Source organism: Curtobacterium herbarum, from assembly GCF_016907335.1.
Taxonomy (GTDB): Bacteria; Actinomycetota; Actinomycetes; order Actinomycetales; family Microbacteriaceae; genus Curtobacterium; species Curtobacterium herbarum.
In genome coordinates this window covers 3,147,175-3,166,898 of sequence record NZ_JAFBBT010000001.1, presented here as the reverse complement: position 1 = coordinate 3,166,898, position 19,724 = coordinate 3,147,175, and the positions used below count along the sequence as shown (strand labels likewise).

Sequence of the window (19,724 nt, the reverse complement as noted above, 5' to 3'; positions counted from 1 at the left end):
CTCACTCGTCGGCGGCGACCTCCTCGATCGTCAGCGCTGCCTGGATGAGCGCCAGGTGCGACAGCCCCTGCGGGATGTTGCCCATGAACTCGCCGCCCTCGCTGATCATCTCGCTGAACAGCCCGACCTCGTTCGCCTGGTCGACCATCTCGTCCATCAGGTGCCGGGCGTCGTCGTGGCGACCGACGCAGGCCATCGCGGCCGCGAGCCAGAACGAGCACGCGACGAACGGGGACTCCTCGTCCTCGATGCCCGAGTAGCGGTAGACGAGCGGGCCGCGCTGCAGCTGCTCCTCGACGGCCCGGATCGTCGACTCCATCCGGGGTCCACGGTCGAACGCCGACATGGCGTGCAGCAGGATCGAGGTGTCCAGGGCGTCGGACCCCGGGTACATGACGTAGTACCCACGCTCCTCGTCCCAGCCGTTCTCGCTGACCCACTGCTCGATGAGCTCGCGGTTCTCGATCCACTTGTCGCGGGGGCCGTCGATCATGCCGGCCTCGTGCAGTTCCGCGGCGGCGTCGAGTGCCTGCCAGCAGCCGATCTTGCTCGACACGTAGTGCTGGGTGTCCTCGAGCTCCCACATGCCGGAGTCCGCCTCCTCCCAGCGGTGGCAGGCGTCGTCGGCCAGGTCCTGCAGGACCCGTGCGGTCTTCCGGTCCAGGACGTTGCCGGCGCGGACGTACTGCCGCATGATCTCGAAGACGTCGCCCCAGACGCCGAGCTGCAGCTGGTTGCCCGCCCGGTTGCCGACCGTGACCGGGCCGATGCCCTGCCAGCCGGGGACGTCGCGCTCCTCGACCGTGTCGGTCTTCGAGCCGTCGAGCCGGTAGAAGATCGGCATCGTCTCGTCGTGGTCGGCGATGGTCCGCATCATCCACGAGACCGCCGCGTGGGTCTCCTCGCGCAGGCCGAAGCGGGTCAGCGCGTGCACCGTGTAGGACAGGTCGCGCACCCAGGCGAAGCGGTAGTCCCAGTTCTTGCCGCCGGTCCGGTCCTCCGGCAGGCTCGTGGTCGGCGCCGCCGCGATCGCGCCGGTGGGCGAGTAGATGAGCAGCTTCAGCGCGAGGGCGCTCCGCTGCACCGCCTCGGCCCAGGGCCCGTCGTACGAGAACTCCGACGACCACTGCGACCAGTTCTCGATGGTGCGGTCGATGCCCGCCATCGTGCGCTCCGGTTCGGGCATGAAGATCGGTTCGTCGTGCGTGCCGACGATCGTCAGGATGTGCTTCGAGCCCTCGGTGGTCTCGAAGCGGCCGGAGAACCGGGGGCCGTCGTCGTGCACCGGCGCGAAGCCCTGCTCGACGATCGCGATCGTGACCCCGTCGATGCCGATCACGGTGCCGTTGGCGGTGTCCAGTCGCTTCGGCTCAGCGGTGTTGAGCAGCGTGCCGGGCACGACCGCCCACTCCATCTCGACCGAACCGCGGACGCCCTGCACGCAGCGGCCGATCTCGGCCCAGGGCAGACGACCGGCGACACCGGTGACCATCGCGTCCGTCACGGTGACCTGGCCGGACGGGGTGGTCCACGTGGTGACCAGCACGTTCGTGCCGGGCAGGTACTGCCGCTCGACCTCGGCGCCGCCGTCCGCGGGGCGGAGGGCGATGTGTCCGCCGTGCTCGGCGTCGACGATGCTCGCGAAGACCGGGGGTGAGTCCATGCCCGGGATCGGGAGCCAGTCGATGCGGCCGTCGCGCGCGATCAGCGCCACCGTCCGACCGTCGCCGATCGCGCCGTAGGAGCGGAGCGGGACGTACCCGTCGGTCCGCTCCTCGTTCTCGGTGGCGTCGGGGGTGTCCCGTGTCCGTTCGGTCATGACCCCATCGTGCCCGTACCGGCTCGGTGTGCCGCGTACCGGACGTACCCCGGGCGCTGCGGTTGCGCCGGGCGCCACCGCCGCGCTACGGTGCTCGGTTCTGCCCGGACGGGCGGACCGTCGTCACGACGTCGTCCGACAGGGACCCACCATGCAGAAGATCACCAACCGACTCCTCTCCTGGGCGTCGATGCTCGAGGAACAGACCGAGCAGCAGGCCCGCACCACGTCCAGGATGCCCTTCGTGTTCCCGCACCTCGCGCTGATGCCCGACGCACACCTCGGGCTCGGCGCGACCGTCGGGTCCGTCATCCCCACTCTCGGCGCGGTCATGCCCGCGGCCGTCGGCGTCGACATCGGCTGCGGGATGATCGCCGTCCGCACGCAGTTCTCGCGCTCCGACCTGCCCGCGGACCTGCGGCCGCTCCGCGAGGCGATCGAAGGGGCGATCCCGCTGTCCGCCGGCGCCGCGAACCAGACCGTCGTCGCCACCGCGGCACCGCGGATCGCGGAACTCGAGGCGCTGGCCGTCGACGCCGGCTTCGACCCGGCGGAGGTGCTCGCCGGCTGGCGGAACCAGCTCGGCACGCTCGGGTCCGGCAACCACTTCATCGAGGTCTCGCTCGACGAGGCGGACCGGGTCTGGCTGTTCCTGCACTCCGGGTCCCGCGGCATCGGCAACCGGATCGCGCAGCGGCACATCGCGGTGGCGAAGCAGGCGATGGAGCGGTGGTGGATCGAGCTGCCGGATCCCGACCTCGCCTACCTGGTCGAGGGCACACCCGAGTTCGACCGGTACATCGCGGAACTCGGGTGGGCGCAGCACTTCGCCCTGCTCAACCGCGAGGAGATGATGGACCGCGTCGTCCAGCAGCTCGCGGGCGTCGTCGACACCGAGGTGCAGGAACTCGAGCGCATCAACTGCCACCACAACTTCACGCAGCGTGAGACGCACTGGGGCAGGTCGGTCTGGGTGTCCCGGAAGGGTGCGATCCAGGCGGCGACCGGGCAGCCCGGGCTGATCCCGGGGTCGATGGGCACGGCGTCGTACGTCGTCGAGGGGCGGGGGAACAAGCCGTCGCTCGAGTCGTCGCCGCACGGTGCGGGGCGCTCGTACTCCCGGTCGGCGGCACGACGGACGTTCACGCACGAGCAGCTTCGCGAGGCGATGGCCGGCATCGAGTACCGGGACACCGACGCGTTCCTGGACGAGATCCCGGCGGCCTACAAGCCGATCGACCAGGTGATGGCGGACGCGGCCGACCTCGTCACGGTGCGGCACACGCTGCGGCAGATCGTGAACGTCAAGGGGGACTGACCCGCGTGGGCAGACGGACGGGAGGCCCGTGGCGGAGTCCGCCACGGGCCTCCCGTCCGTCGGCCCCGTCGCGACCGCGTCAGGACACCGGGACGGCGTACCAGCTGGTCTGGTAGGCGACCCCGAAGAGCGTCGGCGTGACGCGCTTGCCGAACCGGATGGCGTAGCCGTCGTTCTCTGGCCCGACGAGGGTGGCGGTGAAGTCACCGCGCGCGTCGGTCTTGCCGGCGGCCTTCCAGCCGGAGCCGGCCGCGATCTCGATGTCCTTGTTCGGGAGGGTCGTGTGCCCCGAGACGACGTAGACGCCGTCGCGGTGGATGCTCGACGTGATCGTCAGCGTGTTGCCGGTGAAGACGTGGCCGCCGGGGCCCAGGTCACCGGACGTGCTCGCGGTGGACGACGCGCTCGAGGTCGGCGCGGCCGGGGCGGCGTTCGCGGGGATCGACCCGACGAGCGGGGCGCCGAGCGCGAGCACGAGGCCGGCGGCCGCGACGAGGGAGGTGGACTTCTTGGTCATGGGAGGTGCTTCCTGTGGTGACGGAACGGTGTGGGTGGAGGGCGGGCGGCTCAGTACTCGACGACGTAGAAGACGCGGTAGGCCGTCCGGTCGCCCTGGTCGTTCGTGGACGACAGGCGGTACTCCGCGTAGCCGGCGTCCTCCGGCACGGTGAACGTGAACTGCGCCTTGTCGAGCTGCCCTTCCATGTGGAACGAGGCGACCTCGTTCCAGGCGCCTTCGCCGTCGAGACGCTGCTCGACGTGGGCGGTCTGCTCGGCCCAGCTGGTGTTGTAGAGCTCCGCGGTCCGCGTCGCCGCGTGGCCGTCGAAGCCGAAGAAGTCCGCGGGCGAACCGTCGTCGAAGGTCGTCTCGTCGGGCCGCTCGCCGTCGACCGAGCGGACGCCCGGGCCGTAGAAGGGGATCGTCGGCGAGGCCGAGACGGACGAGGGGGTGGTCGTGGCCGCGGCGTTCGCCGGGACCGAGGCGACGAGCGGGGCGCCGAGGGCCAGAGCGAGGCCGGCTGCGGCCGCGAGGGTGGTGCGCTTCTGCATGATGCTCCTGGGGAGAGGGTCGAGTCCGTCCGGTCTGACGGCGGTCCCGCAAGGATGGGCGACCCGACTGAACACATGTCGAATGTGATATGCAAGCAGGTGCTCGGACAGGAGCGTCGCGACCGGGCAAGCTCGCAGGGGTGACCGACACCGCCCAGGACGCAGCCCGAGAGACCGGACGACAGGCGCGCCGTGTCGCCGACAGCCGCTGGTTCGAGACCACGGCCCGCGCGGGCTTCGTCGGGACGGGGGTCGTGCACCTGCTCATCGGCTACCTCGCGGTCCTGCTCGGCATCGGCACGGCCGCGGCCGGCAGCGGTGCCCAGGGATCGCAGTCCGGCGACACCGACCAGTCCGGCGCGCTCGCACAGATCGCCTCCGTCCCCGGTGGAGTGGTGCTGCTCTGGGCGGTCGCGATCGGCACCGCCGCGCTGACCCTCCGCCTGGTCGTCGAGGCCGTCGTCGGCGGCCGGACCGACGACGCCCGCGCCTGGCTCGCCCGCGCGAAGAACGCCGGCAAGGCCGTCGTGTACGGCGCCATCGCGTACTCGTCCGCCAGCTACGCCCTCGGCGCCGGGAAGAGCTCGACCGGGTCGAGTCGCAGCGCCGCCGCGACCGCACTGGCCACGCCCGGCGGTGTCGTGCTCCTGCTGCTCGTCGCCGCCGTCGCGATCGCCATCGGGGTCGGACTCGTCGTCATCGGCGTGCGCGGCTCGTGGAAGAAGCACCTCCGCCCGCAGCCGGAGTCCGTCCGGCGCACCGTGGCCGTGCTCGCGACGCTCGGCTACGTCGCGAAGGGCATCGCGGTCGTCATCGTCGGCGTGCTCATCGCCGTCGCCGGGTTCCGCAGCGACCCGGAGCAGGCGACCGGGCTCGACGGGGCCTTCGACGCCCTCCGGTCGATGCCGGGCGGGCCGGTCGTGCTCGTCGTGGTCGGACTCGGGTTCGCGGCCTTCGGGCTGTACAGCTTCGTGCGGGCCCGGTACGCGCGGATCTGACCCCGGCGCGCGGCGTGCGCGAAGGATCCCGACGAGCGCCTGATCGCGCAGAAGGGATGGTGGCGGCCTGCGTCACCCCGGCGATGCGAAGATGCATCGTCGCGTCGGCGACACGCCCGATGAGTCGTCACGCCACGCGCGACGCCCCCACCGAAGACGAGGAAGCATGCCCGCGACGGACGAAGCCCGGGAGCAGCCCGGACTCCTGGCCGGCCGGTACCGGCTCGAGCGGGTCATCGGCCAGGGCGGCATGTCCGTCGTGCACCACGCGTGGGACGAGTCCCTGGACCGACCGGTCGCCGTGAAGCTCTTCCACCCCGGCATCGTCGACATCGCCCGCCAGGAGGCCGAGCAGGGCGTCCTGGCGGCGCTCGACCACCACAACCTCGTCAGTCTGCTGGACGCCGGGGTCGTCGAGGACCGGCACGGGGCACTGCAGCGCTTCATCGTGATGGCACTCGTGCACGGCCAGGACCTCGAGGAGCGGCTGACACTCGGCCCCCTCGCCTCGCGGCACATCGCCGAGATCGGCTACGACATGGCCGAGGCGCTCGACTACATCCACGCCCAGGGCGTCGTGCACCGGGACATCAAGCCGTCGAACATCCTGCTCGTCGACTACGGCAACGGCTCCGACCGCGCCCGCGCACGGCTCACCGACTTCGGGATCGCCCTGGCCGCCGGCGTCGAGCGGCTCACGGCGGACGGCGTCACGACCGGCACGGCCGCCTACCTCAGCCCCGAGCAGGCGCGCGGCGCCGAGGTCGGCCCGGCGAGCGACGTCTACGCGCTCGGCCTGGTGCTGCTGCAGTGCTTCACCCGGCGACGCGAGTTCCCCGGGTCGCTGGTCGAGTCGGCGCTCGCCCGGCTGTCCCGCGACCCCGTCGTGCCCGAGCCGCTGCCGGAGCACTGGAAGCACGCGCTCGCCGCGATGACCGCGCAGGACCCGCACGCCCGTCCGGTGGGCGCCGAGCTGGTCGCGCTGCTCCGGCACGTCGTCATCACCGACTCCGCGGGGGAGGCCCCACCCGCCGACACGACGTCGGCCGGCGTCGCGCACGGGGCCGGGTCCGACACCGTCGGGGCGACCACGTCGTCGGCCGCAGCCGGTCCCGCCACCGGTGGGGGAGCCTCCCGTCCGGACCCGAGCGCGTCGCGACCCGCGACCCTGGACGTCCTGCCCGAGGAGGCGCTGCAGCGGACCACGAAGATGGCCGCGCGCCTGTTCGACGCCCCGATCGCCCTCATCGAGGTGCTCGACGAGGACCGCGAGTGGTCGCAGTCGTACGTCGCCGACGGCGTCGACAAGTCCGCCCGGAGCATCACCTTCCGCAACGGGTTCGCCCCCGTCCCGGTACCGGTCGTGATCCCGGACGGGTCCACGCACCCCGACATGCGGAACAGCCCGCTCGTCACCGGGCCGCTCGGCATCCGGTTCTACGTCAGCGTCCCCCTGGTCCGGCACGACGGCGCCACCGTCGGCACGCTCGCCGTGCTCGACTCCCGACCCCGCACCGCCGACGAGGCCGACATGGCCAACCTCCGCGACCTCGCCGCGCTCGCCGTGACCCAGCTCGAACTGCGGCAGGAGTCGCTCCGCACCACCAGCGACTCGGTGCCCGTCGTGCGGACCGGGCAGGGCGCCCACGCGGCACCGGTGACCGCGGCACCGGAGAGCGCGGCACCGCTGACCGACAGCCGCGCCGCCGCCGGACCCGAACACGCCGTCTGAGCCCGCACCCGGCACCCTCCCCGGGGACGCGTGACTAGCGTGTGGGGCGTGGACATGGACGACGACGCACCCCGGACCGACGAGCGGACCGCTGACGACTACCTGACCGGCGAACGGCTGCCCGTCGGCGGTGTCCCGGACCCGAGCGGTGGCGAGCAGGGCGACGCCGCCGTGGACGCGGACGAGGCGACCCCGGTCGCACCGGACATCACCTACGACGAGCAGCTCTACCCGGCCCGCCCGCGTCGACTGCGGCCCCGCGCGAACCTGCGCGGCGGCAGCCTGCAGCGTCGGTTCTCGGACCCGCGCGCCGCGAACGGCGAGAACCCGGCGTACATCGAGTGGCTCGTCCGCCAGTCGATGCTCAAGGACGCGGACGTCCTCAGCCGCCAGCTCTCCGGCACGCCGGCCATGTGGCGCAACCCCTACGCCCGACCGGACGCCCGCCGTGCGGTGTCGACCTCGGACGTGTGGTTCACCGCGTACCCGATCTCGCTCATCACCCGCGACGGGGAGTCCTTCCTGACGGCGCTCGCCGACCCGCAGCTGTGGTCCGCGTTCGAGCGCATCGGCATCAACGGCGTGCACACCGGACCGGTCAAGCGGGCCGGCGGCATCCGCGGCTGGCAGGAGACCCCGAGCGTCGACGGCCACTTCGACCGGATCGGGACCCAGATCGACCCGACGTTCGGCGACGAGGAGACGTTCCAGCGGATGACCGACGTCGCCGAGGAGCACGGCGGCAGCATCATCGACGACATCGTGCCGGGCCACACCGGCAAGGGCGCCGACTTCCGCCTGGCCGAGATGGCGTTCAAGGACTACCCCGGGATCTACCACATGGTCGAGATCCCGCCGGAGGAGTGGTACCTGCTCCCCACCGTGCCCGAGCACCGCGACTCCGTGAACCTCGACGCGGCGACCGAGTCCGCGCTCGCCGACCGGGGCTACATCATCGGTGAGCTGCAGCGCGTGATCTTCCACCAGCCCGGCGTCAAGGAGACCAACTGGAGCGTCACCGCGCCCGTCGTCGGCGTCGACGGCACCACCCGGCGCTGGGTGTACCTGCACTACTTCAAGGAGGGGCAGCCCTCGGTCAACTGGCTCGACCCGACCTTCGCCGGCATGCGCCTGGTGATCGGCGACGCCCTGCACTCGCTCGGCGACCTCGGCACGAGCGCACTCCGGCTCGACGCGAACGGCTTCCTCGGCGTCGAGAAGAGTGCCGAGGGCGCCCCCGGCTGGTCCGAGGGCCACCCGCTCTCGCACGCGGCGAACCACGTCATCGCGGGCATGGTCCGGAAGGTCGGCGGCTTCACGTTCCAGGAGCTCAACCTGACGATCGAGGACATCCGCGACACCGGTGCCGTCGGTGCCGACCTGTCGTACGACTTCATCAACCGTCCCGCGTACCACCACGCCCTGGCCACCGGGGACACCGAGTTCCTCCGCCTGACGCTCCGCACCTCGCTCGAGCTCGGGGTCGAGCCGGTCAGCCTGGTGCACGGCATGCAGAACCACGACGAGCTCACCTACGAGCTCGTGCACTGGGCGACGCTGCACCAGGACGACCTGTACACGTTCCACGGCGAGGAGACCCGCGGTGGGGCGCTCGCCGAACGGATCCGCGCCGACCTCACGGCGGCGCTGACCGGTGACGCGGCGGACTACAACCTGGTCTTCACCACGAACGGCATCGCCTGCACGACGGCGTCGCTGATCGCGGCGACGCAGGGACACACCACCCTCGACGACATCGCCGACGAGCACGTGCCGCAGATCCGCGACGCCCACCTGCTGCTCGCCGCGTTCAACGCCTGGCAGCCCGGCGTCTTCGCGATGTCCGGCTGGGACCTGCTCGGGTCGCTGACCGTGCCGCGCGAGCTCGTCACGGACCTCATCGCCGAGGGGGACACCCGGTGGATCGAGCGCGGCGCGCACGACCTGCTCGGCGTCGCCCCGGAGACCGAGCGCTCGGCCTCCGGCATGCCCCGGGCCCGTTCGCTCTACGGCCCGCTGCCGGAACAGCTCGCGTCGCCCGACTCGTTCGCGTCCCGCCTGGGCGAACTCCTGCGCGTCCGCACCGAGTACGGCATCGCCTCGGCCCGCCAGGTCGACGTCCCCGAGGTCGCGCACCGCGGGATGCTCGTGATGGTGCACGAACTCGAGTCGACCGACGAGACGGGCGAGCCGGTCGTGCAGATCACCGTGCTCAACATGACCGACACCCCGCTCGACGGCACGATCCGGTCCGAGTCCCTGCCGCACGGCGCCACGGTCGTGGACGCCACGGACCACAGCGAGCTCGGCACCGTCGACGACCTGTGCAGCTTCCCGCTGCGCATCGACGCGTACGGCTCGCGGTTCCTGGTGCTCCGCCGGGACGTCGAACCGGAGGCGTGAGCCGGTGAGCGAGCGCGCCACCGCCGGCTCGGCCCGGGTGTTCAGCGACGTGCGGGCGACCCTCGCCGAGAGCATCGTCTGGGACCCGGCGCAGGGGGTCGGCCGCTGGGTCGACATCCCGAACGGCACGCTCACCACCGCGGACGACGACGGCCAGGTGCTGCAGACCACGCAGCTCGACCCGCCGCTGCCGTCGTTCCAGCCGCGCGTCGGCGGGGGCTTCGTCGCCGCCCAGGACGACACCGTGGTGCTGACGGACGCCGGCGGACACGTCGAACGCGAACTGGCGAGCGTCGTGCACGCCAACGACGAGATGCGCTTCAACGAGGGCAAGTGCGACCCGTTCGGCCGGTTCCTGGTCGGCAGCATGGACCCGACGGACGGTCCGCCGGCCGGTGCGCTCTACGCGTTCTCGGGCGACGGCTCGGTGGCGGTCCTGCGGAGCGGGTTCGGCACCACCAACGGCATGGAGTGGAACGACGACGGCTCCGAGATGTACGTGACGGACACCGACACGAACACGATCTACCGGGCCGGGTACGGTCCGGACGGGGTGCTCGGGGACCTCGAGCCGTTCATCGAGGGTGCCGCGCACGACGGCCTGGTGCGCGACGACGAGGGCTGCTTCTGGGGCGCGATCTACGGCGAGAGCAAGGTCGAGCGGTACGGACCGGACGGCACGCACCTCGAGACGGTGGAGATCCCGGCGCCGAACGTGACCTCGGTGGCGTTCGGCGGCACGGACATGTCCCTGCTGCTCGTCGGCACGGCTCGCGAGGGTCTGACCGAGGACCAGCTCCGGCGCTCCCCGCACTCCGGCTCGGTGTTCGCGGTGCCGACCCGGGTGCACGGCCGCCCGGCGTTCCCCTTCGCCGGCTGAGGACCCTGCCGCCTCCCGACGCGCGCCGCCCCCGGACGCTCGGACGTCCGCGGTAGCCTGGGCGACCGCCAGCCACCGCCAGCGACTGCGAGGAGCGCCCATGAACGACGAGCACCACCAGGGGCAGCGCGTCCCGGCCGGCGCACCCGACCCGGCCGCCGAGCTCGCCCGGGCCGAGGACGCCGACGTCCAGGTGCAGGTCGACCGCATCGCCGTCGACCACACCTACGTGCGCGTCAGCTCGATCGGGGAACCGGGCGAGCGTGCGTTCGTGCTGGTCGCGGGGCTCGGCATCGCGTCGACGTACTACGAGCGGCTGGCCCCGCACCTCAACGAGAACGGCCCGGTGCACGCCCTCGACCTGCCCGGTTTCGCCGGCGTCCCGCGGTTCCGCGGTGGCGTGTCCATCGAGCGGTACGCCGACGCGGTCGAGAAGGTCATCGACGACCTGCGACTGCAGGACCCGGTGCTGATCGGGCACTCGATGGGGACCCAGGTCGTCGTCGAGGTCGCCGCCCGCCGCCCGGACCTCTCCGACGTGGTGCTCATCAGCCCGGTCCTCGACCCGTCGGCTCGGTCGATCCCGACCGCGGCACTCCGCTTCCTCCGGTCGGCCGTGCACGAACCCGCCGCCGTCCGCTGGCACGCGATCACCGCCTACGCACTCTGCGGGTGGCACTGGTTCCGCAAGGTCCTGCCGAAGATGATCGCCTACCCGATCGAGGACCGCGTCGCCGACGTCCGGGCGCACACCCTGGTCGTCCGCGGGGAGCACGACGCACTCGTCCCGCGCGCCTGGGTCCGGCAGCTCGCCCGTGCGCTGCCGTACGGCGTCCTCCGCGAGGTCGTGGGCGGCGCGCACTCGGTCATGCACGCGCAGGCGGACGCGGTCGCGCAGCTCGCCGTCGCCCACGTCGACGGCCGCCTGCCGGACCGGGGCGTCTCGTCGCTGCAGCGGGTCCGCGACGACTCCACCGCGACGGACCTGGACCGGCTCGGTGCGACGGACCGTTGGCTCGTCGTGAAGTCGCGGTTCATGGAGCTGTTCGGCATGGCGACGGGCGACGACGAGCAGCTCGAGGCCGCGAAGTCCGCCCACGCCGTGGCGATGGCGGACCACGACGGCATCCCGGTCGACCCGCGCGAGCGCGACGAGGTCGTCGAGACGGTCGCGCCGGAGCGCGACGGCGATCGACGCCCGTTCTGACTCGCATCCTGCCGGGGCTCGGCGCGCCCTGGTCCGGACGGACGGGAGGCCCGTGACCGGTTCCGCAGAACCGGTCACGGCCCTCCAGGCAGTCCCGACCGCCGGGCCGACGGCCGACGCCGCTCAGTCCGCGGTGATCAGACCGGGCAGCGCGTCGGGCGTCAGCGCGTGCGCCTCGGCGAGGACCTTGCGGGCCTCGTCGGTCTTGCCGGACACGTTCCAGAGCAGCACGCCGGCGACCAGGTCGTCGTCGTCCAGGTGGTAGACGACGCCGGTGACGTTCGGTTCGGCCCAGTCCTCGACGGTGCGGAGCGACGAGGAGACGACGCCGACGGCCTCGTACCCCAGGTCGAAGACGTTCGAGTAGAACATCGGCGTGTGGTCGTAGGTCTCGCCGGCGCCGGCCAGGTTGCGGCCGGCCTGGCGTCCCTGCTGCTGGGCGTTGTCGACGTGCTCGACGCGGCGCGTGCCGAGCAGCCGGTCCGGGTAGGACGCGACGTCACCGGCGGCGAAGACGGCGGGGTCGTCGGTGACGAGCGTCGACGACACCGTGATGCCGTCGTCGACCGCCAGGCCGGCGTCCTCGGCGAGCTGGGTGGCCGGCTCGATGCCCAGGCCGGCCACGGCGGCGTCCGCCGTGATCGTCGAGCCGTCGTCGAGCGTCAGCGTGACGCCGTCCGCGGTCTCCTCGCCGGACTCCACGCGGCGACCGGTCCGGACCTGCACCCCGGCATCGACGAAGCGCTGCTGGAACGCGGCGGCGAGACCGGCGGGGAACATGTGCCCGCCGAGGACGTCGTCGGGCGTGACCAGCGTCACGCGGGCACCGTTCTGGACGAGGCCAGCCGCGACCTCGGTGCCGATGTAGCTGCCGCCGACGACGACCACGTGCGCGTTCGCGTCGGCGTGCCGACGGAGCGTGCGGTAGTCGGCCGCGCTGCGGTAGCTGAGCACCCGGTCGGACGGCGCGAGCCCGGGCAGGTCACGCGGGTGGCCGCCGGTGGCCAGGAGCAGTCGCTCGTAGCCGACGACGGCGCCGTCGTCGGTCGTGACGGTCTTGGCCTGGCGGTCGATCGAGACGACCCGGGTGCCGAGGACGAACGTCGCCCCGGTCTCCTCGGTGTGCAGGTCGACCTTGTCGTCCCAGCTGAAGTCCGGGTCGGTCCAGAGCTTCTTGGACAGGGCCGGACGGGCGTACGGGCGGTCGACGTCCTCGCTGATGACCCCGATCGAACCGTCGGGGTCGAGCTCGCGGATGCCGCGGGCAGCGGAGTCGGCGACCATCCCGCCGCCGACGATGAGGTATCGGTGGTCGGTCATGGTTTCCTCCGTCAGATGGTGGCGACCGAGCCGGAGTCGACCCGGTAGTTCGAGCCGTTCACGAAGCTGGCGAGTTCCGAGCAGAGGAACGCGACGACGTTCGCGACCTCTTCCGGCTCACCGCGTCGCTTGAGTTCCATGTAGGGGCGCTGCTCGTCGAGGAAGCTCGTGATCGCCTCGTCGAACGAGGTGCCGAGCTGCTTCGACCGCTTGTCCATCATCGCGTCGGTCATCGGGGTGTGGATGAACGCGGGGGAGACCGTGTTCACCAGCAGCCCCTCCTTCGCGTACGAGCGCGACAGGCCCTTCGCGAACGAGAGCACCCCGGCCTTCGCGGCGCAGTAGGGCAGTTCGTCGTCGTACGGCTGCGAGGCGTCCTCGGACACCAGGTAGACGATCCGACCCCAGCCGCCGTTCCGCAGGTCCGCGATGAACTCGCGGGTGATGCGGACCGGGCCCATCAGGTCGACGTCGAGCGTCTCCTGCCAGCCGGCCTCGTCGATCTCGTGGAACATGCCCTGGGCGCCCGTGACGCCCGAGGACTGCACCAGGATGTCGATCTCACCGACGGCCTCCCGCACCTTCTCGTGCAGGGCGGCGAGGCTCTCGGCGCTGCGGACGTCGGCCGCGAAGGCGTGCAGCTTGCCGATCGGCGCCTCGAGCTGGTCGGCGCTGGTGTCGAGACGGCTCTGGTCGAGGTCGGTGACGACCACGGTGGCACCCTCGGCGAGGAGGATGCGCGCCGTGTTCCAGCCGATGCCGGAGTCACCACCGAAGACGAGCGCGGTCTTGCCCTGGATCCCGAGGTCCACGTGCGACCCGCGGCTCAGGAGTGGGCGGACGCTTCGGCGGTCGCCGGGCTGGTCGCGGCGGCGAGCGGCGTGCGGGGCGTGCGGTTCTCGGCGGACACCATCCAGGCGAGCTGCTCGAGACGCTCGATGAAGCCGTGGAGCAGGTCCGCGGTCGTCGGGTCCTCGTCGTCGACCTCGTCGTGCACGTCGCGCATGGTGCCGGTGGCCTGGTACAGGCGGAGGGTCACCAGGTCGATGGCGTCGTGCGTGGCGACCTCGCCCTCGGGGAACGCGTCGAGGTGGCTGGTCGCGGCGACCGTCGCCGAGCGGCCGTCCGGCACGGCGTAGAGCGCACGCATGCGCTCCGCGGTGTCGTCGGCGAACTCTCGGGCGGCGTCGACGATCTCGTCGAGCTGCAGGTGGAGGTCGCGGAAGTTGGTGCCGAGGATGTTCCAGTGGGCCTGCTTGCCCTGCAGGTGCAGGTCGATCAGGTCGACGAGGACCTTCTGCATGTTGGCGGCGAGCTTGTCCGATGCGTGCATGACGACTCCTTCTTCGCGGGACTGGCCCGTGACGGGCCGGACCTCTTACTGGCCTGACCCTTCCGGTCTACGCGCTCGGCGGTGCGGCGTTCCCAGTGGGTGTCGAGGAAGCGTCCCCCGGGCGCGGAGGTCGGTCCGTCAGCCGGCGACGACGGGCGGGTCGACCTGGTCGACGGCGACGCGCATCTGCTCGAGGAACACGGCGACGACCCGGGCGTCGGGCGCCGACAGGCCCTCGGCGATCTGCATCATGCGGCGGTGCATGGTGCCGAGCGTGGCCCGGACCTCGGCGTCGGTCTCCACGGTCGGCACGATGACCAGCCCGCGGCGGTCGGTCGGGTGCGGCTCACGACGGACGTGGCCGCTCTTCGCCAGGCGGTCGACCAGGATCGTCGTCGAGGCCGACGAGATCCGGAGGTACGCCGCCAGGTCCTTCGGGCTGACCGATCGCCCGGCGCGCTGCGCCTGCAGCAGGTGGCGGACGGCCAGCAGGTCGGTCTCGCCCATCCCCATCGAGTCGCGGGTGCGGCGACGCATCGCCGTCTCGGAGGCGCGGTAGCGACGCAGGGCGTGCAACACGGCGACACCACGCCGGGTGGCGTCGTCGTCCGGGTACCAGGAGCCGGACGGCTCCGCGAGGTCCTGCGTCGTCATCCGACGATGGTAATCCGTCCGGTACCGGGGCTGTCGAGCGGTCTGGTCACTCCGCGCAGTCCCGTGGGGACGACGGACGGGAGGCGCCCCACCCGCTGGTGGCGCGCCTCCCGTCCGTCATCGGCCGGGTCGTGTCGGTTCGGGCCCGACGCGACGGCGGGTGTCGCTACGCGGCGACGGGCGTCGCTACGCGGCGACTGGCTCGGCAGCGGCGTCGGCGAGCGCGGTCAGGGCGCCGCGGACGAGGCCGACGACCTCTTCGTCCTCGCGCGGGTGCTTCTCGGCGAAGCGGACCACGGACTGCGGGATCGCGACCTTGACGTCCTCCAGGACCTTCGCACCCGCGATGCCGGCGGCCTTGCGGGCGTCGTCGTGTGCCCAGACGCCGCCGTACTGGCCGAACGCCGAACCGATGACGGCGAGCGGCTTGCCGGAGAGCGGCGACGCACCGAACGGACGGGAGGCCCAGTCGAGCGCGTTCTTCAGCACGGCCGGCATCGTGCCGTTGTACTCGGGGGTGACGAGCAGGACGCCGTCGGCGTCGGCGAGGGCCTGGCGGAACGCGACCGCGGCCTCCGGCGGGGTGTCGCCGTCGATGTCCTCGTTGTAGAAGGGCAGGTCCACGATGCCGTCGAAGACCGAGAGCTCGATGCCCTCCGGTGCGTGCTGGGCGGCGGCTTCGGTGAGCTGGCGGTTGATGGATCCGGCGCGGAGACTGCCCACGAGGGCGATGATCTGGGTCATGGCGTTCCTTCCTGACAGTGATGGTTTCAGCGACAACCAATCGCTCGGGCGTCGGATTCCCCCGCCGACGAGGCGGGCGTGTCACGGGCCTCCCGGCATGCGGAGCAGGCGTCGGTAGTGTCGGCCAGGTGACCCCCAGACACACGCCGAGCGACACGCCCCGCACCCCCGACCCGAACTGGTGGCGGCAGGCCGTCGTCTACCAGGTCTACCCGCGCAGCTTCGCGGACTCCGACGCGGACGGCATCGGCGACATCGCCGGTGTCACCAGCCGGGTGCCGTACCTGTCCGAGCTCGGTGTCGACGCGATCTGGCTGTCGCCGTTCTACCCCTCGCCCCTCGCCGACGGCGGGTACGACGTCGCCGACTACCGGGACGTCGACCCCAAGCTCGGATCGCTCGACCGGATCGACGAGCTCATCCACGCCGCACACGAGCACGACCTGCGCGTCGTCGTCGACCTGGTGCCGAACCACACGTCGGACCAGCACGAGTGGTTCCGCGCCGCGCTCGCCGCGGCCCCCGGTTCGCCGGAGCGCGCCCGGTACGTCTTCCGCGAGGGTTCCGGGCCCGACGGAGCGCAGCCGCCCAGCGACTGGGTGTCGAACTTCGGTGGCAGCGCCTGGACCCGGGTGCCGGACGGCCAGTGGTACCTGCACCTGTTCGCGCCGGAGCAGCCCGACCTGGACTGGACGAACCCGGAGGTCCACCAGGACTTCGAGCACACCCTGCGCTTCTGGTCGGACCGCGGTGTCGACGGGTTCCGCGTGGACGTCGCGCACGGGCTCGCGAAGGACCTGTCGGAGCCGTACCGCCCCTCGAACGAGCAGGACCTGCCGCTCGACGGCTCGGACCCGCTGTACGACCGCGACGAGGTGCACGAGATCTTCGCCGCCTGGCGGAAGGTGCTCGACAGCTACTCGCCGCCCCGCGCCGCGATCGCCGAGGCCTGGGCGCCGGCACCCCGCCGGGTCCTCTACGCACGGCCCACCGAGCTCGGGCAGGCGTTCAACTTCGACCTGCTCGAGGCGCCGTTCGACGCCACCGCGTTCCGCACCCTCATCGCGCAGAACCTCGACGGCGCACAGGCCTCCGGCGGATCGAGCACCTGGGTGCTGTCGAACCACGACGTCGTCCGGCACGCCACCCGGTACGGCCTGCCGGACGGCACCGACACCGACGAGTGGCTGATGACCGACGGACAGACCCCGCCGCTCGACCGCGAGGGCGGCCTCCGACGCGCGCGGGCGGCGACCCTGCTCGTCCTCGCGCTGCCGGGCTCGTCGTACGTCTACCAGGGTGAGGAACTCGGGCTGCACGAGGCCCCCGCGATCCCGCACGACCAGCTGCAGGACCCGAAGTGGCTCCGCACCGGGCACACGGTCAAGGGCCGGGACGGCTGCCGCGTGCCGATCCCGTGGACCGAGTCCGGGCCGTCGTTCGGCTTCGGTGACGCCGCGCCGCACCTGCCGCAGCCGTCGGACTTCGGCGCGTCGAGCGTCGAGGCCGAGGACCGCGTGCCCGGTTCCACGCTGTCGTTCTACCGCGAGGCACTGTCCGCCCGTCGGCGCCTGCAGCAGGGCGAGGAGCTCGAGTGGATCCAGACGGCGTCGCCCGAGGTGGTCGCGTTCGCGCGGCACGACGGATGGCGGTCGTACACGAACTTCGGTGCCGGGTCGGTCCCGATGCCCGAGGGGGCGGTCGTCGTGACGTCGGCACCGTTGCCGGACGGGGAGCTGCCGGGGTACACGACGGTCTGGGTGGCGTAGCCGCTCGGCACGGCGGCCCGGGGCGTCCTGCCCCGGGCCGTCCTGCGTCTGGCCGTTCTGCCCTTGGTCGTCCTGCACAGTCTGGAGGCTCGGGGCATCGCTCCACAGGTCGGCGTCGTCGGCCTCCACGTGCGTGGCCCGGTCGCCACCATCGTGGCATGACACATGACAGCAAGCGCACCGGTCCACCGCCCGTCTCGACCCGCCCCGCCCCTCCTGGCCGGCGCGGGCTCCGGCGGTGGGCCGCCGGTGCCGCGGTCGCCGTCGTCCTGGCCACGGCGACCCCGCTCGGCGCCGACGGGCCCGCCGCCGCGGACGACCTCGGCTTCCCGTTCTCGACCGGGTTCGCCACCGCCGACGGCGGCACCCTGAGCGGTGACGCGCACATCGTCGGCGGTCGGCTCCGGCTGACGGACGCCGTCAACAACGCGGCCGGCGCGTGGGCGATGGACGACGCGTTCCCGTCCGACCGCGGGCTCGACATCGAGTTCGACTACGCGATGTACACGCCGGACGACAACGGGGCGGACGGCCTGCTCCTGTCACTGTCGGACGGTTCCGTCGCACCCGGGGTCGGCGCCTACGGGTCGGCGCTCGGGTACTCGTGTCGCTCCGATCGCAACCAGGGGTCGTCCACCTGCACGCTGCCCGGTCTCCCGGGCGCGTTCGCGGCGGTGGCGCTCGACCAGTACGGCAACTTCTCGCTGCCGTTCAACGACAGCGGCCCCGGGCGCACCCCGGACACCGTGACCGTCCGCGGGTCCGGCAACGGGCTGACCGGGTACCGCTTCGTGCAGCACGCCGTCGTCGGCGGTGGCGTGGCGACCGGCTCACCGACGACACGGAAGGTCCACGTCGTCCTGCAACCCGGGGACGACGGTCTGACCCTCACCGTCCAGCTGTCCTCTGCGGGCGGGGCGCTCCGGACCGTGCTCGACCACGTGCAGCTGCAGGGCCCGGGCCAGGCACCGCTGCCGAAGACCCTGCGCCTGGGCTTCACCGCGGGCACCGGGTCGTTGCGCAGCGCGCACGAGATCGACGCGCTGCGGGTGGCGGCACCCGCGGACCTCCGCATCGAGCACGACCTGCCGCCGGTCGTCGCCGGGGACCGCGTCCGCTACACCGTCACCGCGTCGAACGTCGGCGTCAACGCGTCCGACCCGAGCGCGGTCACGGTCGACGTCCCCGACCAGCTGCGGGACGTGCGGTGGACGTGCAGCGTGCCGGGTCCGTCGACCTGTCGCGAGGCCTCCGGTACCGGCGACGTCGCCACCGCGGTCGGGCTCGAGCGCGGTGCGGCGGCGACGTTCACGATCGAAGGACTGCTCGATCTGGGAGCCTCCGGCCAGATCGACAGCACGGCGCGGATCGACGCCGCACCCGGGTTGTCGGACACGAACCCGGCGGACAACACCTCCCGGGCTGCGGCACCCGTGACCGCGATCGCGCAGGTGAGGACCGGCAAGAGCGTGACCCCCGACCAGGTCGCGCCCGGCGACGAGGTCGAGTACACGATCACGGCACGGAACGCCGGCCCGTCGACCGCGCGGGACGTCGGTGCGGTCGACGACCTGCCGGCGCAGCTCGAGTTCGTGGGCCCCGGTGCTCCGGACGGTGCGGACGGCACGTGCACGGCCGCGGCGCAGCGGGTCACCTGCAGCGGCGGCGGGGACCTGGAGCCCGGGCAGGAGCACGCCTTCCGGTTCCGGGCACGGCTCGACCCGACGTACTCGGGTGACGGCTCGGACGTGGTGAACGTGGCGACGGCGACCTCGCCCACGGACCCCGACGGCGGTGAGGAGTCGCCGGAGGTGCCGATCCAGGTGGTCGACCCTGGTGACCCTGGTGACCCTGGTGACCCTGGAGACCCGGGCGAACCCGGGGACACCGGTGACCCGGGCGACCCCGGCGACCCCGGCGACCCGGGTGGGCCTGGCGAGCCCGGGGACACGGGGGGCACGGACGCGCCGGACGCGACGCCGACTCCGGGTGCCGGTACGGTGCCGGGCGCGGTCCCCGGCCCCGGCGGACCGAGCGACCCGCCCCCGGCGGACACCGGCCCGAGGAACGCCGCACCACCGCGGTCGGGAGCGCTGGCCTACACCGGCGTGCAGGGCCTCGCACTCACCGGGCTCGCCGCGCTCGTGCTGATCGGCACCGGGGCGACCGTGTGGATGCGCCGCCGTCGGACCGCGACCGGAGCGGACCCCGCCGGGGTGCAGCACGGTGACGGAACGGACCGGTACGCCGAGTCCGAGCAGTGCGACGGATCCGGGCAGTGCGACGGGTCGGGCCGGTGCGACGGATCGGGCCAGCTCGCCACATCGGGCCGGCTCGCCACGTCGGGGCGGTGCACCGTGTCGAGTCTGTTCGCCGAGCTGGGCGAGCGACCCGGACCGGGGTAGTCGCCGGGCGGGGTGGGCGGACAGCCCACCCCGCTGGCGGTCCCGCTGCCGGACGGGTGTCCACATCGGCGGCGGTAGGATCGACCGTACGA

16 protein-coding genes are annotated in these 19,724 nt (G+C 72.5%); 8 read left to right on the top strand and 8 right to left on the bottom strand.

All coding sequences use genetic code 11. The features are described 5' to 3' along the window. Nucleotide 1: 1 nt before the first annotated feature. Entirely contained in the window at nucleotides 2-1,819 is a 1,818-nt protein-coding gene (locus JOD51_RS15060) for a glycoside hydrolase family 15 protein (RefSeq protein WP_204609907.1), read from the bottom strand. A 151-nt stretch (nucleotides 1,820-1,970) separates the two neighbouring features. On the opposite strand from JOD51_RS15060, the gene JOD51_RS15055 reads away from it, so the two are divergent. Beyond that, a complete protein-coding gene (locus tag JOD51_RS15055; RefSeq protein ID WP_204609905.1) occupies nucleotides 1,971-3,137 on the top strand; it encodes an RtcB family protein in 1,167 nt (388 codons plus the stop codon). A 79-nt stretch (nucleotides 3,138-3,216) separates the two neighbouring features. Here JOD51_RS15055 and JOD51_RS15050 read toward each other — a convergent pair whose 3' ends face one another. Both JOD51_RS15050 and JOD51_RS15045 read right to left on the bottom strand, forming a co-directional pair. Continuing rightward, nucleotides 3,217-3,654: a hypothetical protein gene (locus tag JOD51_RS15050; RefSeq protein ID WP_204609903.1), complete on the bottom strand. Its 438-nt coding sequence runs from the start codon at nucleotides 3,652-3,654 to the stop codon at nucleotides 3,217-3,219. A 50-nt stretch (nucleotides 3,655-3,704) separates the two neighbouring features. Further along, nucleotides 3,705-4,187 carry a hypothetical protein gene (locus JOD51_RS15045; protein WP_204609901.1) on the bottom strand — a complete coding sequence of 161 codons (483 nt, stop codon included), beginning with the start codon at nucleotides 4,185-4,187 and terminating at the stop codon, nucleotides 3,705-3,707. A 140-nt stretch (nucleotides 4,188-4,327) separates the two neighbouring features. Here JOD51_RS15045 and JOD51_RS15040 point away from each other — a divergent pair, with 140 nt between their 5' ends. From JOD51_RS15040 to JOD51_RS15020, 5 genes are all read left to right on the top strand, one after another. Further along, nucleotides 4,328-5,185 carry a DUF1206 domain-containing protein gene (locus JOD51_RS15040; RefSeq protein ID WP_204609899.1) on the top strand — a complete coding sequence of 286 codons (858 nt, stop codon included), beginning with the start codon at nucleotides 4,328-4,330 and terminating at the stop codon, nucleotides 5,183-5,185. Between the two features lie 166 nt (nucleotides 5,186-5,351). Next, entirely contained in the window at nucleotides 5,352-6,917 is a 1,566-nt protein-coding gene (locus JOD51_RS15035) for a protein kinase domain-containing protein (RefSeq protein ID WP_204609898.1), read from the top strand. Nucleotides 6,918-6,971: 54 nt separating this feature from the next. After that, nucleotides 6,972-9,320 carry a maltose alpha-D-glucosyltransferase gene (gene treS / locus JOD51_RS15030; RefSeq protein WP_204611289.1) on the top strand — a complete coding sequence of 783 codons (2,349 nt, stop codon included), beginning with the start codon at nucleotides 6,972-6,974 and terminating at the stop codon, nucleotides 9,318-9,320. Between the two features lie 4 nt (nucleotides 9,321-9,324). After that, nucleotides 9,325-10,200: an SMP-30/gluconolactonase/LRE family protein gene (locus JOD51_RS15025; RefSeq protein ID WP_204609897.1), complete on the top strand. Its 876-nt coding sequence runs from the start codon at nucleotides 9,325-9,327 to the stop codon at nucleotides 10,198-10,200. 100 nt (nucleotides 10,201-10,300) lie between these two features. Next, nucleotides 10,301-11,407: an alpha/beta fold hydrolase gene (locus JOD51_RS15020; RefSeq protein ID WP_204609896.1), complete on the top strand. Its 1,107-nt coding sequence runs from the start codon at nucleotides 10,301-10,303 to the stop codon at nucleotides 11,405-11,407. 123 nt (nucleotides 11,408-11,530) lie between these two features. On the opposite strand, the gene JOD51_RS15015 is transcribed toward JOD51_RS15020, so the two are convergent. The 5 genes from JOD51_RS15015 to JOD51_RS14995 form a co-directional block, all read right to left on the bottom strand. Further along, complete coding sequence (locus tag JOD51_RS15015) at nucleotides 11,531-12,727, bottom strand: NAD(P)/FAD-dependent oxidoreductase (RefSeq protein WP_204609895.1); 1,197 nt, start codon at nucleotides 12,725-12,727, stop codon at nucleotides 11,531-11,533. Between the two features lie 11 nt (nucleotides 12,728-12,738). Further along, the gene (locus JOD51_RS15010) at nucleotides 12,739-13,539 is read right to left on the bottom strand and encodes an SDR family NAD(P)-dependent oxidoreductase (protein WP_204609894.1); all 801 of its coding nucleotides are present in this window, start codon (nucleotides 13,537-13,539) and stop codon (nucleotides 12,739-12,741) included. A gap of 14 nt (nucleotides 13,540-13,553) precedes the next feature. Then, the gene (locus JOD51_RS15005; protein ID WP_204609893.1) at nucleotides 13,554-14,060 is read right to left on the bottom strand and encodes a Dps family protein; all 507 of its coding nucleotides are present in this window, start codon (nucleotides 14,058-14,060) and stop codon (nucleotides 13,554-13,556) included. Between the two features lie 138 nt (nucleotides 14,061-14,198). After that, entirely contained in the window at nucleotides 14,199-14,714 is a 516-nt protein-coding gene (locus tag JOD51_RS15000; RefSeq protein ID WP_204609891.1) for a MarR family winged helix-turn-helix transcriptional regulator, read from the bottom strand. A gap of 186 nt (nucleotides 14,715-14,900) precedes the next feature. After that, the gene (locus tag JOD51_RS14995; RefSeq protein ID WP_204609883.1) at nucleotides 14,901-15,458 is read right to left on the bottom strand and encodes an NADPH-dependent FMN reductase; all 558 of its coding nucleotides are present in this window, start codon (nucleotides 15,456-15,458) and stop codon (nucleotides 14,901-14,903) included. Nucleotides 15,459-15,586: 128 nt separating this feature from the next. Between JOD51_RS14995 and JOD51_RS14990 the strand changes: the two genes are divergently transcribed. Continuing rightward, nucleotides 15,587-17,227 (top strand): glycoside hydrolase family 13 protein, encoded by a 1,641-nt coding sequence (locus JOD51_RS14990; RefSeq protein WP_259559574.1) that lies wholly within the window; start codon nucleotides 15,587-15,589, stop codon nucleotides 17,225-17,227. Nucleotides 17,228-17,385: 158 nt separating this feature from the next. Next, complete coding sequence (locus tag JOD51_RS14985) at nucleotides 17,386-19,632, top strand: lectin-like domain-containing protein (RefSeq protein WP_204609872.1); 2,247 nt, start codon at nucleotides 17,386-17,388, stop codon at nucleotides 19,630-19,632. The last annotated feature ends 92 nt before the right edge of the window (nucleotides 19,633-19,724 follow it).

What these genes read in the sequence shown, in the direction of transcription:
- JOD51_RS15060 (WP_204609907.1), bottom strand. Translation starts at nt 1,819, where the DNA reads ATGACCGAACGGACACGGGACACCCCCGACGCCACCGAGAACGAGGAG.
- JOD51_RS15055 (WP_204609905.1), top strand. Translation starts at nt 1,971, where the DNA reads ATGCAGAAGATCACCAACCGACTCCTCTCCTGGGCGTCGATGCTCGAG.
- JOD51_RS15050 (WP_204609903.1), bottom strand. Translation starts at nt 3,654, where the DNA reads ATGACCAAGAAGTCCACCTCCCTCGTCGCGGCCGCCGGCCTCGTGCTC.
- JOD51_RS15045 (WP_204609901.1), bottom strand. Translation starts at nt 4,187, where the DNA reads ATGCAGAAGCGCACCACCCTCGCGGCCGCAGCCGGCCTCGCTCTGGCC.
- JOD51_RS15035 (WP_204609898.1), top strand. Translation starts at nt 5,352, where the DNA reads ATGCCCGCGACGGACGAAGCCCGGGAGCAGCCCGGACTCCTGGCCGGC.
- treS (WP_204611289.1), top strand. Translation starts at nt 6,972, where the DNA reads ATGGACGACGACGCACCCCGGACCGACGAGCGGACCGCTGACGACTAC.
- JOD51_RS15020 (WP_204609896.1), top strand. Translation starts at nt 10,301, where the DNA reads ATGAACGACGAGCACCACCAGGGGCAGCGCGTCCCGGCCGGCGCACCC.
- JOD51_RS15015 (WP_204609895.1), bottom strand. Translation starts at nt 12,727, where the DNA reads ATGACCGACCACCGATACCTCATCGTCGGCGGCGGGATGGTCGCCGAC.
- JOD51_RS15005 (WP_204609893.1), bottom strand. Translation starts at nt 14,060, where the DNA reads ATGCACGCATCGGACAAGCTCGCCGCCAACATGCAGAAGGTCCTCGTC.
- JOD51_RS15000 (WP_204609891.1), bottom strand. Translation starts at nt 14,714, where the DNA reads ATGACGACGCAGGACCTCGCGGAGCCGTCCGGCTCCTGGTACCCGGAC.
- JOD51_RS14995 (WP_204609883.1), bottom strand. Translation starts at nt 15,458, where the DNA reads ATGACCCAGATCATCGCCCTCGTGGGCAGTCTCCGCGCCGGATCCATC.
- JOD51_RS14985 (WP_204609872.1), top strand. Translation starts at nt 17,386, where the DNA reads ATGACACATGACAGCAAGCGCACCGGTCCACCGCCCGTCTCGACCCGC.